Genomic DNA, 14,073 nt, shown 5'->3' with positions numbered 1-14,073 from the left:
CCTGGTATGGCTGAAAAAGGTTACAACCCCACCACATCCTCAGCCTGCAAACCCTTCTGCCCTTGCACCACCGCATATTCGACCTGTTGGCCTTCGGTCAACGAACGGTGGCCCTCACCGCGGATCGCGCGGTAATGCACGAATACATCCGCTCCACCTTCGCGCTGGATGAAGCCGTATCCCTTGGCGTCATTGAACCATTTCACATTGCCGGTCTCGCGCGCTGCCATCTGCTCATACCCCATTGTTATTATTGAACGGCTTTTCATGGGAAAGCCTCGGGAATGTCGGCCGTGCCCGAGGGCGTCGGTGACAGACTGCCGAGTATATTACAGCGCCCAAAACTCTCAACTGGCGTGCGGGTCGCCATTTTTGCCGATTTGCAATGTGATCGCTGCGTTTTCACGACCTAGAAGACACCTTGATCCTCCATGATATAACTGAAGTTATCCCCCGCCGGGCCGTCGAGGGTAAGCCGGACCACCGGAACACGCCGTCCTGTCGTGTTGAAAAAATCCCGCTGCATATTCTTGGCCTCTTCGACACCCTGCTCATTCGTGCCGAAATGGAAGAACGCCTTGATCGGAAGGTTGGGTGTATCTTGTGGCCAAGTCTTGATGACTACTTCGTTGTGTTGCCAATCCGGATGTTCCGCATCCGGGTGTTCCCGAGCGGCAAGACTCAAGGCAAACCCCGCCTGATCGACGCCAAAACTACACTGATGACGGTACCGGTCAGGGGCACTCGGATACTGTTGAAAGTGCGCGCGCCAAGCGTCCAGCGTCGTGATGTTTTGAGTGATACAGGGCCCGCTGTCCTGGGGAAACTCGTAACCGACCCCGCAACCATTGGATGCCCTGCGCACGGATTCGCCATCGTAGGGGTACGCACAAAGTACCTGCAGTGGATAACTGCCATTGGCAAAGGACCGGGCTGGCTCAAGGATCAGGCCCTGGACACGATTGCCCGGTAGATGGTTCATACCCAGCCCGGCTCGCAGGTAACTGAACGAAACACCCCCCAGGTTGATAGCACTAAAACTCGGATTCCAAACATGATAGGCCGTGGAGTAGCCCGCTGTGCGCATCAAGATCCCGCTGCAATAGAACGCCGCCCTGTTATTCAGACAACTGGTGTTCGTGCTTGCAAACAGCACATTGAGTTCTTTGGCAACCCGATCCCCCTCACTCGTCCACGTTGCCACATGGAACGGTATATTCGGCCCCCAATTCGAAGCGATGCCATTGAGACGTTGGTAGGCGCTTATCGAGTAAGGGCCCGTCGGGAGTTGGCCCTCGCTGCGAATTTGCCAACGGCCATCGGCACCGACTGTCGTACTGGCTAACAGGGTGCCTAAATGGCTCCTTGCCACTTGAATGGTCGCCCCCGCAATGCCTGTGCCGGAGAACAATAACCATGGCTCACCCAGACTGTTTTCCATCGGCGAGGTGATCACGGGGGGATCCGGTGTATCGGTCACGGTAAAGGCCACATTTTCCCCCCAATCGGACGTTTCCCCCATTTAAGGTCTGGTGGCTTGCTATCGAATAGGGCCCGACCGGGAGCGCCACCGTACTGCGAACCTGCCAGCGGCCTTCGGCGTCAACTGTCGTACTGGCTATCCATGTGCCGGTATGGCTCGTTGCTATTTGCACCGTCGCTCCCGGGATTCCTGTACCGGACAGCCATGGCAGACGGTAACTTGAACCGTTTAATCCGGGCGTCTCAATCGTCGGGCGGGACAGTGCCAACGCGAGTGCCGTAAGCGGAGTACACACTGAACACACCCATGCGCTAAACAACAATATCTTCCAGTAATCTTTCATGATCGGCCCTCTCCATTCGAAGCTACGACGAATGTATGACGCTGATCCAACGACGCGTCTACTGGCAGACCTGACAGGTACATGCACCGCAATACCGGAAACCACAAAAGCCTCGAATAAAGAACCCAGCAACATCGCCGCTTTTTTGCCGATCCCAGGCGAATCCGGCACACTAACGACCCGAGCAGTTGCTCGGTTCCATCCACTCACGCAGAAGCCGTATGACCCGCTCCCCGTTCCGCCGTCTTGTGTTTGGCACCTTGCGCCGACTGTTGTACCTCTGGGTTCGCTCAGAGACGATCAACCAGTCGTCCTTCACCCTCAACCTCGACCGCAGTCGTCCGGTGTTCTACGTCCTGCAAGATCCCTCGCTCACCGACCTGGCGGTACTCGACGCCGAGTGCACCAAGGCCGGCCTGCCCCGCCCGGTGTTGCCGGTGTCGGTGGGCAACCTGCTGGAACCGGCGGCATTCTTCTACCTGACGCCGGCGCCGGATTGGCTCGGACGCCAGGACAAGCGCGGCGCGCCACCGACCCTGACGCGACTGGTCAACGTGTTGACCCACGACGCCGCCGAAGATGCGCAGATCATCCCGGTCAGTGTGTTCTGGGGTCAGTCGCCCGACAGCGAATCCAGCCCGTGGAAACTGTTGTTCGCCGACAGCTGGGCCGTCACCGGACGCCTGCGTCGCCTGTTGAGCATCATGATCCTGGGACGCAAGACCCGCGTGCAGTTCTCTGCGCCGATTCATCTGCGCAACCTGATCGAGCACGACAAAGGCCACGAACGTACCGTGCGCATGGCCCAGCGGATCCTGCGAGTGCATTTCCGCAACCTGAAGGCGGCGGTCATCGGCCCCGACCTTTCTCATCGGCGCAACCTGGTCAAGGGCCTGGTGAACCAGCCATTGGTCAAGCAAGCGATTGCCGACGAGGCCGAGCGGGAAAAAATCTCGGCGGAAAAAGCCAAGGCACTGGCCCTGCGCTACGGCAACGAAATCGCCTCGGACTACACCTACACCGCCATTCGTTTCCTGGAAGTGGTGCTGAGCTGGTTCTGGAACAAGATCTACGATGGCATCAAGGTCAACAATATCGAAGGCGTGCAAAACATCGCCCCAGGCCATGAAGTCATTTATGTGCCGTGCCACCGCAGCCACATCGACTACCTGCTGCTGTCATACCTGCTGTTCCGCAATGGCCTGACCCCACCGCATATCGCCGCCGGCATCAACCTCAACATGCCGGTGGTCGGCAGCCTGCTGCGCCGTGGCGGGGCGTTCTTCATGCGCCGCACCTTCAAGGGCAACCCGCTCTACACCGCGGTGTTCAATGAATACCTGCACACGCTGTTCACCAAGGGTTTTCCGGTGGAGTACTTCGTCGAAGGCGGTCGTTCGCGCACCGGACGCATGCTGCAACCCAAGACCGGCATGCTCGCCATCACCTTACGCAGCTTCCTGCGTTCATCGCGCACACCCATTGTGTTCGTGCCGGTGTACATCGGCTATGAGCGGGTGCTGGAAGGTCGTACGTACCTGGGTGAGTTACGCGGGGCCAGCAAGAAGAAGGAATCGATCTTCGACATCTTCAAGGTCATCGGAGCCCTCAAGCAACGCTTCGGCCAGGTGGCGGTGAACTTCGGCGAACCGATCAAACTGGCTGAGTTCCTCGATGGCGAACAGCCGGATTGGCGCCAGCAGGAATTGGGGCCGCAGTTCAAACCGGCCTGGCTCAACGCGACCACCCATCGCCTGGGTGAACGCGTGGCCCGGCACCTGAACGAAGCCGCCGCCATCAATCCGGTCAATCTCGTGGCCCTGGCGCTGTTGTCCACCAGCCGCCTGGCACTCGACGATCAGGCCATGGCCCGGGTGTTGGACCTGTACCTGGCGTTGCTGCGCAAAGTACCGTACTCCCCCCACACCACATTGCCCGAAGGGGATGGCCGGGCGCTGATCGAACACGTGAAAGGCATGGACCTGCTGTCGGAACAGAACGATGCCCTGGGCAAGATCCTGTACCTGGATGAGCAGAATGCGGTGCTGATGACTTACTACCGCAACAATGTGCTGCACATCTTCGCCCTGCCGGCGTTGCTGGCGAGCTTCTTCCAGAGTGCTTCGCGCATGAGCCGCGAGCAGATCCTGCGCTACACCCACGCCTTGTACCCGTACCTGCAATCGGAGTTGTTCATTCGCTGGTCACTGGAACAACTGGACGACGTGATCGACCAGTGGCTCGAAGCGTTCGTCGAACAGGGCCTGCTGCGTTTCGAAAATAACCTGTACCTGCGTCCGGCGCCGAGTTCGCGGCACTTCGTGTTGCTGACCCTGCTGTCCAAGAGCATCGCCCAGGCCCTGCAACGCTTCTACATGACCGTCTCGCTGTTGCTCAACAGCGGTCAGAACAGCATCAGTGCCGAAGAGCTGGAAGATCTCTGCACCGTCATGGCCCAGCGCCTGTCGATCTTGCATGGCCTGAACGCACCGGAATTCTTCGACAAGACCCTGTTCCGCCATTTCATCCAGACGATGCTGGACCTCGATGTTCTGCGCCGGGACGAAGCCGGCAAGCTAAGCTATCACGAACTGCTGGGCGAACTGGCCGAAGGCGCCGCCAAACGGGTGCTGCCGGCGGAGATTCGTTTGTCGATCCGCCAAGTGGCGTTGCATCGCAGTGAAGATGCGGCGGATCAGGTTGCTCCGGTGACCCAGGATTGATTCCCACCGGCGCCAGGCTGTTTCCTGGTGCCCTCGAACAAGGAATTGCGCCATGAAAAAAATGACCCTGCTGGCCATTGCCGCACTGCTCGGCGCCTGCTCCAGCGCGCCGCTGGCGAGCAAGAACTACCTCGCCGGCGAAGTGTTCTATTTGCAACGCATTGCCCTGCCGCCCAGCGCGACCCTGCGCGTGAGCCTGCAAGATGTTTCACTGGCCGACGCTCCTGCGGTGGTGCTCGATGAGCAGAGCGGCCCGATCAAAGGCCAGGTCCCGCTGCCGTTCCGCCTCAGTTATGATCCCGCCCAGGTCAAGCCCGGCCATCGTTATGCCGTGAGCGCCCGCATCGAAGTGGACGGCCAGTTGATGTTCATCACCACTGAACAACACGCCGTACAACTCGATGGTCAGGATCCGCAGCCGTTGAAGATTCGCGTCAACGCCGCACGCTGATTGCTTTTTTCCAACTTTTACAAGGACGCCATTATGCTCCGCTCTACCCTCCGTTTCACCGGCCTGTGCGCGGGTCTGTTGATCTGCGCCAATGCCATGGCTCTGTCCCTGGGTGATCTGTCGCAAAAAGATGCCACGGGAGGTCTCAAGGACGCCTTGACCCAGGGCGCGCAGGTGGCGGTCAAACAACTGGGCACACCCGGCGGCTTCAGCAACAACCCGGATGTGAAAATAGAATTGCCCGGCAAGCTGGGCAAAGTCGCCAGCAAAATGAAAGCCTTTGGCATGGGTGATCAGGTCGATCAACTGGAAGCCAGCATGAACCAGGCAGCCGAGACAGCCGTGGTCCAGGCCCAGCCGATTCTGGTCAATGCCGTGAAGAATATGAGCGTGGACGATGCCAAGGGCATCTTGAGCGGTGGCAACGACTCGGCGACGCAGTACCTGAACAAGAGCAGCCGCGAGCAGATCCGCGCCAAGTTCCTGCCCATCGTCAAACAAGCCACCGACAAGGTCGGCCTGGCCCAGAAATACAATGCCTTTGCCGGCCAGGCCGCGACGTTCGGTGTATTGGATGCCAAAAGCGCCAACGTCGAAAACTACGTGACCGAGCAGGCACTGGACGGCTTGTTCGAAATGATCGGCAAGCAGGAAGCCGCGATTCGCCAGAACCCGGCGGCCGCGGCTACCAGCCTGGCGAAGAAGGTGTTTGGTAGCCTCTGAACGCGATAAGCAACTGTGGGAGCGAGCCTGCTCGCGATAGCGGCTTCAGCCATGACCTCGTCGTTGGCTGTTACACCGCTATCGCGAGCAGGCTCGCTCCCACATTGCTTTGCGGTGGACGGCAAATCTGCGATCACCTCGGCCCCTGTGGGAGCCGGGCTTGCCCGCGATGACGGTGGCACAAACAACATCGATGCAAGCTGATCCACCGCTTTCGCGAGCAAGCCCGCTCCCACAAAAAGACTTGGTGTTCATAGCCTCTCAGTCAGGTTTTCTTGACCCTGAACCAGGCCGCGTACAACGCCGGCAGGAACAGCAACGTCAACGCCGTCGCCACGATCAGCCCGCCCATGATCGCCACCGCCATTGGGCCGAAAAACAGACTGCGCGACAGGGGAATCATTGCCAGCACTGCCGCCAGTGCGGTGAGCACGATCGGACGGAAGCGTCGCACCGTGGCTTCGATGATCGCCTGCCACGGTGTCAGCCCCGCCTCAATGTCCTGTTCGATCTGGTCCACCAGGATCACCGAGTTGCGCATGATCATCCCCGACAAGGCGATGGTGCCCAGCATGGCGACGAAACCGAACGGCTGGCGGAACACCAGCAGGAACAGCGTGACGCCAATCAGCCCCAGGGGCGCCGTCAGAAACACCATGGCCGTGCGTGAGAAACTGCGCAGTTGGAGCATCAGCAAGGTCAGCACCACCACGATGAACAACGGTACCCCAGCGTTCACCGACTTCTGCCCTCGGGTCGAATCCTCGACGGTACCACCGACTTCCAACAGGTAACCGTCCGGCAACTCAGCGCGAATCGGGTCCAGGGTCGGGAAGATCTGCTGCACCAGGGACGCCGGTTGTTCCTTGCCGTAGATATCGGCCCGCACCGTCACGCTGGGCAGGCGATTGCGATGCCAGATCACCCCCTCTTCAAAGCCGTATTCCAGCGTCGCGATCTGTGACAGCGCGACACTCTGGCCATTCTCGGTAGGCACCGCCAGGCTCGGCAGTAGCGTCAGTTCGGTGCGCTCATGCACCGTGCCACGCAACAGGATCTCGATCAGTTCGTTGTCCTCCCGGTACTGGCTGACGCTGGAGCCGATCAGGGAACTCTGCAGGAACTTCGACAGGTCGGCGGTGCTCACGCCCAGGGCCCGGGCACGCTCCTGGTCGACGTTCAGGTACACGACTTTGCTCGGTTCTTCCCAATCCAGATGCACGTTCGTCACGTAGGGGTTTTCGCGAACTTTCGTCGCCACTTTCCGCGCCAGGGCGCGGACTTCTTCAATGTGCTCGCCGGTCACCCGGAACTGCACCGGGTACCCCACGGGCGGGCCGTTTTCCAGGCGCGTGACCCGGGAGCGCATGGTCGGGAACTGTTCGTTCAGGGTACTGATCAACCAGCTGCGCAGGGGCTCACGGTCTTCGATGGTCTTGGCCAGCACCACGAACTGGGCAAAGCTCGGTGCCGGAAGTTGTTGATCCAGTGGGAGGTAGAAACGTGGCGAACCGGTGCCGACATAGGCCACGTAATTGTCAATGCCCGGATGGTCCTTGAGCATCGCCTCCAGGCGCTTGACCTGTTCGGCGGTGTTGCTCAGGGAGGCGCCTTCCTCCAGCTTCAGATCGACCATCAATTCCAGTCGCCCCGACGCCGGGAAGAACTGCTGCGGGACAAAACGGAACAGCATCACCGAGCCGATGAACAACAGCACGGTCAAGGCGATGACGGTTTTGCGCCGACGCACGCACCACTCCACCAAGCGCCGGATCCGTTGGTAGAACGGCGTGCCGTAAGGGTCGGGCTGACCGTGACCAATGCCGTGCCTGGCCGCATGAATTTTTGCCAGGTCCGGCAGAAGTTTTTCCCCCAGGTAGGGCACGAACACCACGGCAGCCACCCAGGAGGCCAGCAGCGCGAGGGTCACCACCTGGAAGATCGAACGGGTATATTCGCCGGTGCCCGATTGCGCCGTGGCGATCGGCAGGAAGCCCGCCGCCGTGATCAGCGTACCGGTGAGCATCGGGAATGCCGTGCTCGTCCAGGCGTAGCTGGCCGCCTTGATCCGGTCGAAACCCTGCTCCATCTTGATCGCCATCATCTCCACCGCAATGATCGCGTCGTCCACCAGCAACCCGAGCGCCAGCACCAGCGCGCCCAGGGAAATCTTGTGCAGGCCAATCCCCAGGTAATACATCGCCGCGAAGGTCATCGCCAGCACCAGCGGAATCGCCAGGGCGACCACCATCCCGGTGCGTAGCCCCAGGGAAAAGAAGCTCACCAGCAAGACGATGGTCAGGGCTTCCACCAGCACCTGGACGAACTCACCGACGCCGGTCTTCACCGCCGCCGGCTGGTCTGACACCTTGCGCAACTGCATGCCGGCCGGCAGATTGTTCTGGATCCGGGCAAATTCGGTTTCCAGCGCCTTGCCCAGGATCAGGATGTCGCCACCCTCCTTCATCGCCACGGCCAGACCAATGGCATCTTCGCCCATGAAGCGCATGCGTGGCGCCGGTGGCTCGTTGAAACCGCGACGCACGTCCGCCACGTCGTCGATACGGAATGTGCGGTCGGCGACCCGGATCGGAAAGTTGCGGATCTCTTCCACGGTCTGGAAATTGCCCGATACCCGTAGCTGCAAACGCTCGCTACCGGTTTCGAAAAAGCCCGCGGTGGAGACCGCGTTCTGCTTTTCCAGGGCCTGCTGGACCGCCGACAAAGGCAGGCCGAGGGTTGCCAGCTTGACGTTCGACAGCTCAATCCAGATTTTCTCGTCCTGCAGACCGAGCAACTCGACCTTGCCCACATCCTTGACCCGTTGCAGCTGGATCTGGACACGGTCGGCGTAGTCCTTGAGCACGCCGTAGTCGAAACCATCGCCGGTCAGGGCGTAGATGTTGCCAAAGGTGGTGCCGAATTCATCGTTGAAGAACGGCCCCTGAACACCTTGCGGCAAGGTGTGGCGGATATCGTTGACCTTCTTGCGGATCTGGTACCACAACTCAGGGATCTGCGCAGAATGCATGGAGTCCCGGGCCATGAAGGTCACCTGGGACTCACCCGGACGGGAAAACGAGACGATCTTCTCGTAGTCACCGGTCTCCATCAGCTTCTTTTCGATCCGCTCGGTGACCTGGCGCGACACTTCTTCAGCCGTGGCCCCTGGCCAGTTGGTACTGATGACCATGGCCTTGAAGGTGAACGGAGGGTCTTCGCTCTGACCGAGCTTGGTGTAGGAAAGCGCGCCGACAATGGCCAGCAACAGCATCAGGAATAGTACGATCTGGCGATTACGCAACGCCCATTCGGAAAGATTGAAACCCATCGGGGATTACTCCTTGGCCGCCAGGTTGACCACGCGGTTGGAGCGATCCACCGGCCGTACCTGCTGGCCGTCGAGGAGCACATGCACGCCAGCCGCCACCACCCAGTCGTTGGCACTGAGGCCCTCAAGCACCGGAACGGTCTTTTCACCGAAGGCGCCGACCCGCACCGGGACCTTCTTCAAGGTGTTGTTGGGGTTGACCACCCAGACGTACGTCGCGCCGTTTTCAGCCGTCAGGGCCGACAGCGGCACCGACAACGGCACCTTATCGACGGTCTGGATGAACACCCGGGCGCTCTGACCCAATTCGGCCGGAACGCTGCCCCCAGTGAACGCGACACGGGCGGCGAAGGTACGGGACTTCGGATCGGCGGCGGGCGAGAGTTCACGGATATGTCCATTGAAACGCTGGCCCGGCTGGCTCCACAGTTCGACCGAGACCGGTTGGCCGATCTTGAACCGACCAAAACTCTGTTCCGGCAGGCTGATGAGCACTTCACGCTCGCCATCGGTGGCGAGGGTGAAGACGGTCTGCCCGGCCTGCACCACTTGGCCGACTTCCACCGAACGCCGGGCGACCACACCATCCTGGGGCGCCCGCAATACCGAATAGCTGGCCTGGTTGCTGGAAACGTCGAACTCCGCCTGGATCTGCTTGAGACGCGCGGCGCCGGAGCGGTAGAGGTTCTCGGCGTTGTCGTACTGGGAACGGCTGACCATCTGCCGGTCCAGCAGTGTTTTGTAGCGATCACGCTCGGCACGCACCAGGTTCAGGTTGGCCTCGGCCGCAGCCACCTGGGCCCGGGTCGCTTCCAGTTGCAAGCGCACGTCCTGGGGGTCGAGTTCGGCCAGTGGTTGGTTAGCCTTGACCCGCTGCCCCTCTTCGACCAGTCGTCGGCTCACTTTACCGCCAATGCGAAAAGCCAGGTCCGGCTCGAAACGGGCCCGCACTTCGCCGGGATAACTGTCCGTCGCCTGGGCCGAAGGCTCTGGTTTCACGACCATGGCAGGGCGCACGGCGACCGGTACCGGTTCGTCATGACCACACGCAGACAATAAAAAAGCCAGGCTGACTGGCACGGCGAGGGGCAATGCATAGCGGAACATGGCGGCAGACCTTTCGCTAATGGTGCTTGGAATAATTATACTGGCGGGTATGTTATTAATAGCAAACTCACCAGTCCAGTATTAAAGCGAAGAATGTCGAACAATCTTTCACCCCCCAGCGGGCCTGGCCGTCCGAAGGATCTGGTCAAGCGCCAGGCCATTCTCGACGCTGCCAAACGGCTGTTCATAGAATTGGGTTATGCCAATACCAGCATGGATACCGTCGCCACTGAAGCGGGCGTGTCGAAGCTGACGGTCTACAGCCACTTCAACGATAAGGAAACGCTGTTTTCCGCCGCCGTGATTGCCAAGTGCGAAGAGCAGGTGCCACCACTGTTCTTCGAGTGGCCGGAGGGCGTGCCGATTGAACGCGTGCTGTTGAACATCGCCCGTGGCTTCCATCTGCTGGTCAACAGCGACGAATCGGTGAACCTGCATCGGGTAATCATGGCCCTGGGCAGCCAGGACTCCAGGCTTTCGACGATTTTCTACCAGGCCGGTCCCGAGCGGATGCTCTCGGGCATGGAGCGGCTGCTGACCAAGGTCAACCAGAGCGGCGCCCTGTGCATCGACAAACCCCGCCATGCGGCGGAGCATTTCTTCTGCCTGATCAAGGGCGCAGCGAATTTCCGCTTACTGTATGGCTGCGGCGCGCCGTTGGAGGCAGAAGCGGCCGAAGAGCATGTTCAGGAGGTGGTGGGGTTGTTCATGCGGGCTTATCGGCCTTAATTCCCGGTGTACTGAAGGGCCTCATCGCGAGCAGGCTCGCTCCCACAGGTGTTGGTGTGGGCCACAACATCGGTGAACGACGCCGAACCAGTGTGGGAGCGAGCCTGCTCGCGGTGAAGACACCCCGGTCTCAGGCCTTGAGCGCCTTTTTGGGGTAGATATCGTAGCGACTGGATTTGCCATCGAGCCCATGGCCCGGTTTCGGCCCTTCGATGCACGGCGCCTTGCGCGGGCGCTTGACCACCACCCGGTGCGTCGCCAGGGCCAGGGCCGCGGCCAGCAAGGCAGGGGCGTCGGGGTCGTCGCCGACCAAGGGCCGGAACAGGCGCATTTCCTTTTTCACCAGGGCGGTTTTCTCACGATGGGGAAACATCGGGTCCAGGTAGATCACCTGGGGCGGCTCGCCTTCCCAGTTTTGCATCACCTCGATGGAATTGCCCTTGAGCAAGTGCATGCGCGCCACGATGGGCGCCACGTCGAAATCCTCCGCGCCACGGGCTAGACCGTCCTCCAGTAATGCGCCGATCAGCGGCTGGCGCTCGATCAGGCTCATCTCGCAGCCCAGGCTGGCCAGCACGAAGGCGTCCTTGCCCAACCCGGCCGTGGCATCCAGAACACGGGGACGCACCCCCTGGGCAATCCCGACGGCCTTGGCGATCATCTGGCCGCTGCCGCCACCGTACAACCGGCGATGGGCCGCGCCGCCCTCGACAAAATCCACCCGCACCGGCCCCGGCGCGTCCGGCCCCAGCTGCTGCAATTGCAGCCCGTGTTCGCCGACCTGCAGGGCAAACTCGCCATCGTCCATCTGCAAGGGCAGGCCAAGGCGCTGGGCCCAGTCCTCGGCCTGAGGCTGGAAGGCCGCACCCAGGGCCTCGACGTGGATGCGGCAGGCCGCGGGTTGCTCACTCATGGAAGTTGTTCATTATGGAAACATGCTCAAAAAATTAAGGATCGGCAAAAACGGCCGATAACAACGGTGAACGGCATTTTGCCAGAGCTGAGCGTCGACCGAAAAAAATGTCAGACATTCATTCCACATCGATAGGCGTTATCTCCCGTTACGGTGATTACAGCCTGCGCAACACCCAGGCCCTGAGCCGCGTCAGTCACCTGTGGCAAGATTTTTTTGCCCGGGCCCTGGCCGATCAGTTGGGTGAAAACGCACCCGCGCCCGGCAGCTACCAGCCCGTCGCACTCGATGAGGCCGTTGAACCGACCCTCGGCGCCGAACTGCTGGACCACATCGTCAGCCAGCGCACCTGCGATGTGAAAGAGACCCAGGTCAAACCGCCTGAGCCGCTGTTCCTGCCCATCGCCGAATTCGAACTGGACCTGCTGGACAAGCCGTTCCCACCCTTCCCACCGGAAGAAATCAGCGCACAGCAAAAACAGCAGAACTTCGAGAGCAATTGGGTTCGTCCCATTGTCCTCGCTGCTGGCCAACCATTACCGGAACCCGGCCCGGCACCGCAGCCACGCCCATTGCACCTGCCGATTGCCGAATTCGAACTCGATCTGCTGGACAAGCCATTCCCGCCGTTCCCGGAAGAAGAAATCGTCGCCCAACAGAAAGCGCTGGACTTCGACACCCGCTGGGCACGCCCGATCGTGCTGCAGAACCTGCGCATCGCCGCCTGATCACCTACAGATCCACCAAGGCCCCACATCCAGGTGGAAGTGGTTTCGGTGGGCTGCGTTGTAGTCCGGGCTCAAGACCACACTGAACATGTCACAGGCACCGTCGCGCACCTGGTGCAGGAAACGCGCGTCGGCATTGTCCTTCGGCCAGTCCCGGAGGACGCTGACCGTGCGACCATCGGCCAGGCGAAACCCGGCGATGTCCAACGCACTAGCCGTGGCATGCTGGCTGCGCGCGCCGCTTTCACGGCCGTACATGTTGCGACAGGCGAAGCTTCCGAGGTGATCGACTCGGGTCACTTTCTGCCCATAGGCGGCCTGTGCGGCCGGTTGCAGCGCATGATGCTCGAACAAGGCGAATGCCACCGCCAGGGAGCAACTGGCGAGGAAACTGCTGCTCAGCGCCACCTCGCCACCCTGCACCCGCAGCACATTGGTCAACGGGCAACTGGCGGCCGGGTTGCTGTCGGCCTGGTGGGCGACCCGCAGCCCCGAGGTGGCCAAGGCCTGCTCACACAATTGCGGGTCATTGCGCAAGGCCATGAGTTTGTAGCGGGTCAGCAGGTTCGGTGGCGCCCGGACGTCCAGGGGTGCCCAGGGATTCCACTGCGGCGGCACCGACAACCAGCCCCGCCACACCCCCAACACCGCGACGCCGACAATCAGCACCAGCAACAACATCAAGCCTTTGGCAATTCTCACGACCGAGCATCAACCCTTGAACAGCTGGTTGGCCTGCTTGAACGTCATCGAGCGGCGGGTAAAGGTGAACGTGCCCTGCTGGCGGATTTCCCCAGCGGCGCGCATGAACTCACCGTACGCCGCCAAGGCCAGGGCCGAGCCGACGCTGATGCGCCTGACACCCAGCTCGCTCAACTGCGCGAGTGTCAGGTCCAGCGCCCCGGACATCAGCACGTTCACCGGTTTCGGCGCCACGGCTTGCACCACCGCGAGCACTTGCTCGGCAGTACTCAACCCAGGGGCATAGAGCACGTCTGCACCGGCGTCGGCGAATGCTTTCAGGCGACGGATCGTGTCATTCAGATCGGGGTTGCCGTGCAGGAAGTTCTCCGCCCGGGCAGTCAGCAGGAACGGGTACGGCAGGCTGCGTACCGCTTCGGCCGCGGCCTTGACCCGCGCCACGGCATGCTCGAAGCAATAGATCGGGCTCTCTTCGCGTCCCGTGGCATCCTCGATGGACCCGCCGACCGCGCCGGCTTCTGCCGCGCGCAGCAGGTTGCGGGCGCAATCTTCGGGGGCGTCGGCGAAACCGTTCTCGAAATCGACCGCCACCGGCAGGTCAGTGGCGGCCACGATCGCGCGGACATTGGCCAAGGTGTCTTCCAGCCCCAGCGCGCCATCCGGGCGGCCCAGGGAAAAAGCGTGACCGGCGCTGGTGGTGGCCAAGGCCTCGAACCCCAGGCTGGCCAACATTTTCGCGGAACCGGCGTCCCACGGGTTGGGAATGACAAAAGCCTCTTCACGTTCGTGCAAAGCTTTGAACGCCTGGGCCCGACGGGTTTGCGCATCCATGGAGGTTAC

General features: G+C 61.1%; 12 protein-coding genes. 5 read left to right on the top strand and 7 right to left on the bottom strand.

The genetic code is table 11. The annotated features are described in order from the left end of the window. Nucleotides 1-20 precede the first annotated feature (20 nt). Both FBX99_RS09275 and FBX99_RS09270 read right to left on the bottom strand, forming a co-directional pair. Entirely contained in the window at nucleotides 21-230 is a 210-nt protein-coding gene (locus tag FBX99_RS09275) for a cold-shock protein (protein ID WP_144923488.1), read from the bottom strand. Nucleotides 231-409: 179 nt separating this feature from the next. After that, nucleotides 410-1,456 carry a carboxypeptidase-like regulatory domain-containing protein gene (locus FBX99_RS09270; protein WP_145131299.1) on the bottom strand — a complete coding sequence of 349 codons (1,047 nt, stop codon included), beginning with the start codon at nucleotides 1,454-1,456 and terminating at the stop codon, nucleotides 410-412. Between the two features lie 591 nt (nucleotides 1,457-2,047). Here FBX99_RS09270 and plsB point away from each other — a divergent pair. The 3 genes from plsB to FBX99_RS09255 are packed head-to-tail and all read left to right on the top strand — an operon-like array spanning nucleotide 2,048 to nucleotide 5,723. Further along, the gene (gene plsB / locus FBX99_RS09265; RefSeq protein ID WP_144923359.1) at nucleotides 2,048-4,549 is read left to right on the top strand and encodes a glycerol-3-phosphate 1-O-acyltransferase PlsB; all 2,502 of its coding nucleotides are present in this window, start codon (nucleotides 2,048-2,050) and stop codon (nucleotides 4,547-4,549) included. Nucleotides 4,550-4,601: 52 nt separating this feature from the next. Further along, nucleotides 4,602-5,000, top strand: coding sequence for a YbaY family lipoprotein (locus FBX99_RS09260; protein ID WP_145131297.1), 399 nt, complete (start codon nucleotides 4,602-4,604; stop codon nucleotides 4,998-5,000). A gap of 33 nt (nucleotides 5,001-5,033) precedes the next feature. Then, entirely contained in the window at nucleotides 5,034-5,723 is a 690-nt protein-coding gene (locus FBX99_RS09255) for a DUF4197 domain-containing protein (protein ID WP_145131295.1), read from the top strand. Between the two features lie 265 nt (nucleotides 5,724-5,988). On the opposite strand, the gene FBX99_RS09250 is transcribed toward FBX99_RS09255, so the two are convergent. Both FBX99_RS09250 and FBX99_RS09245 read right to left on the bottom strand, forming a co-directional pair. Continuing rightward, nucleotides 5,989-9,054: an efflux RND transporter permease subunit gene (locus FBX99_RS09250; RefSeq protein WP_144923350.1), complete on the bottom strand. Its 3,066-nt coding sequence runs from the start codon at nucleotides 9,052-9,054 to the stop codon at nucleotides 5,989-5,991. A gap of 6 nt (nucleotides 9,055-9,060) precedes the next feature. Continuing rightward, on the bottom strand, nucleotides 9,061-10,161 hold the full coding sequence (locus tag FBX99_RS09245) for an efflux RND transporter periplasmic adaptor subunit (RefSeq protein ID WP_144923347.1): 1,101 nt from the start codon (nucleotides 10,159-10,161) through the stop codon (nucleotides 9,061-9,063). A 93-nt stretch (nucleotides 10,162-10,254) separates the two neighbouring features. Between FBX99_RS09245 and FBX99_RS09240 the strand changes: the two genes are divergently transcribed. Beyond that, nucleotides 10,255-10,890 (top strand): TetR/AcrR family transcriptional regulator, encoded by a 636-nt coding sequence (locus FBX99_RS09240; RefSeq protein WP_144923344.1) that lies wholly within the window; start codon nucleotides 10,255-10,257, stop codon nucleotides 10,888-10,890. A gap of 130 nt (nucleotides 10,891-11,020) precedes the next feature. Here FBX99_RS09240 and FBX99_RS09235 read toward each other — a convergent pair whose 3' ends face one another. Next, the gene (locus FBX99_RS09235) at nucleotides 11,021-11,803 is read right to left on the bottom strand and encodes a class I SAM-dependent methyltransferase (protein ID WP_144923341.1); all 783 of its coding nucleotides are present in this window, start codon (nucleotides 11,801-11,803) and stop codon (nucleotides 11,021-11,023) included. A gap of 107 nt (nucleotides 11,804-11,910) precedes the next feature. On the opposite strand from FBX99_RS09235, the gene FBX99_RS09230 reads away from it, so the two are divergent. Further along, complete coding sequence (locus FBX99_RS09230) at nucleotides 11,911-12,531, top strand: energy transducer TonB (RefSeq protein ID WP_144923338.1); 621 nt, start codon at nucleotides 11,911-11,913, stop codon at nucleotides 12,529-12,531. Here FBX99_RS09230 and FBX99_RS09225 read toward each other — a convergent pair whose 3' ends face one another. Continuing rightward, nucleotides 12,532-13,233 carry an extensin family protein gene (locus tag FBX99_RS09225; RefSeq protein ID WP_145131293.1) on the bottom strand — a complete coding sequence of 234 codons (702 nt, stop codon included), beginning with the start codon at nucleotides 13,231-13,233 and terminating at the stop codon, nucleotides 12,532-12,534. A 9-nt stretch (nucleotides 13,234-13,242) separates the two neighbouring features. Beyond that, complete coding sequence (locus tag FBX99_RS09220; RefSeq protein WP_144923332.1) at nucleotides 13,243-14,064, bottom strand: oxaloacetate decarboxylase; 822 nt, start codon at nucleotides 14,062-14,064, stop codon at nucleotides 13,243-13,245. Nucleotides 14,065-14,073 lie beyond the last annotated feature (9 nt).

The organism is Pseudomonas sp. SJZ074 (assembly GCF_007828215.1).
In the GTDB taxonomy this organism is placed as follows: Bacteria; Pseudomonadota; Gammaproteobacteria; order Pseudomonadales; family Pseudomonadaceae; genus Aquipseudomonas.
This window is presented reverse-complemented; position numbering and strand designations above follow the sequence as displayed.

Bases quoted from the DNA above. Each gene is read 5' to 3' on its own strand.
- FBX99_RS09275 (WP_144923488.1), bottom strand. From the start codon at position 230: ATGGCAGCGCGCGAGACCGGCAATGTGAAATGGTTCAATGACGCCAAG.
- plsB (WP_144923359.1), top strand. From the start codon at position 2,048: ATGACCCGCTCCCCGTTCCGCCGTCTTGTGTTTGGCACCTTGCGCCGA.
- FBX99_RS09260 (WP_145131297.1), top strand. From the start codon at position 4,602: ATGAAAAAAATGACCCTGCTGGCCATTGCCGCACTGCTCGGCGCCTGC.
- FBX99_RS09255 (WP_145131295.1), top strand. From the start codon at position 5,034: ATGCTCCGCTCTACCCTCCGTTTCACCGGCCTGTGCGCGGGTCTGTTG.
- FBX99_RS09250 (WP_144923350.1), bottom strand. From the start codon at position 9,054: ATGGGTTTCAATCTTTCCGAATGGGCGTTGCGTAATCGCCAGATCGTA.
- FBX99_RS09245 (WP_144923347.1), bottom strand. From the start codon at position 10,161: ATGTTCCGCTATGCATTGCCCCTCGCCGTGCCAGTCAGCCTGGCTTTT.
- FBX99_RS09240 (WP_144923344.1), top strand. From the start codon at position 10,255: ATGTCGAACAATCTTTCACCCCCCAGCGGGCCTGGCCGTCCGAAGGAT.
- FBX99_RS09235 (WP_144923341.1), bottom strand. From the start codon at position 11,803: ATGAGTGAGCAACCCGCGGCCTGCCGCATCCACGTCGAGGCCCTGGGT.
- FBX99_RS09230 (WP_144923338.1), top strand. From the start codon at position 11,911: ATGTCAGACATTCATTCCACATCGATAGGCGTTATCTCCCGTTACGGT.
- FBX99_RS09220 (WP_144923332.1), bottom strand. From the start codon at position 14,064: ATGGATGCGCAAACCCGTCGGGCCCAGGCGTTCAAAGCTTTGCACGAA.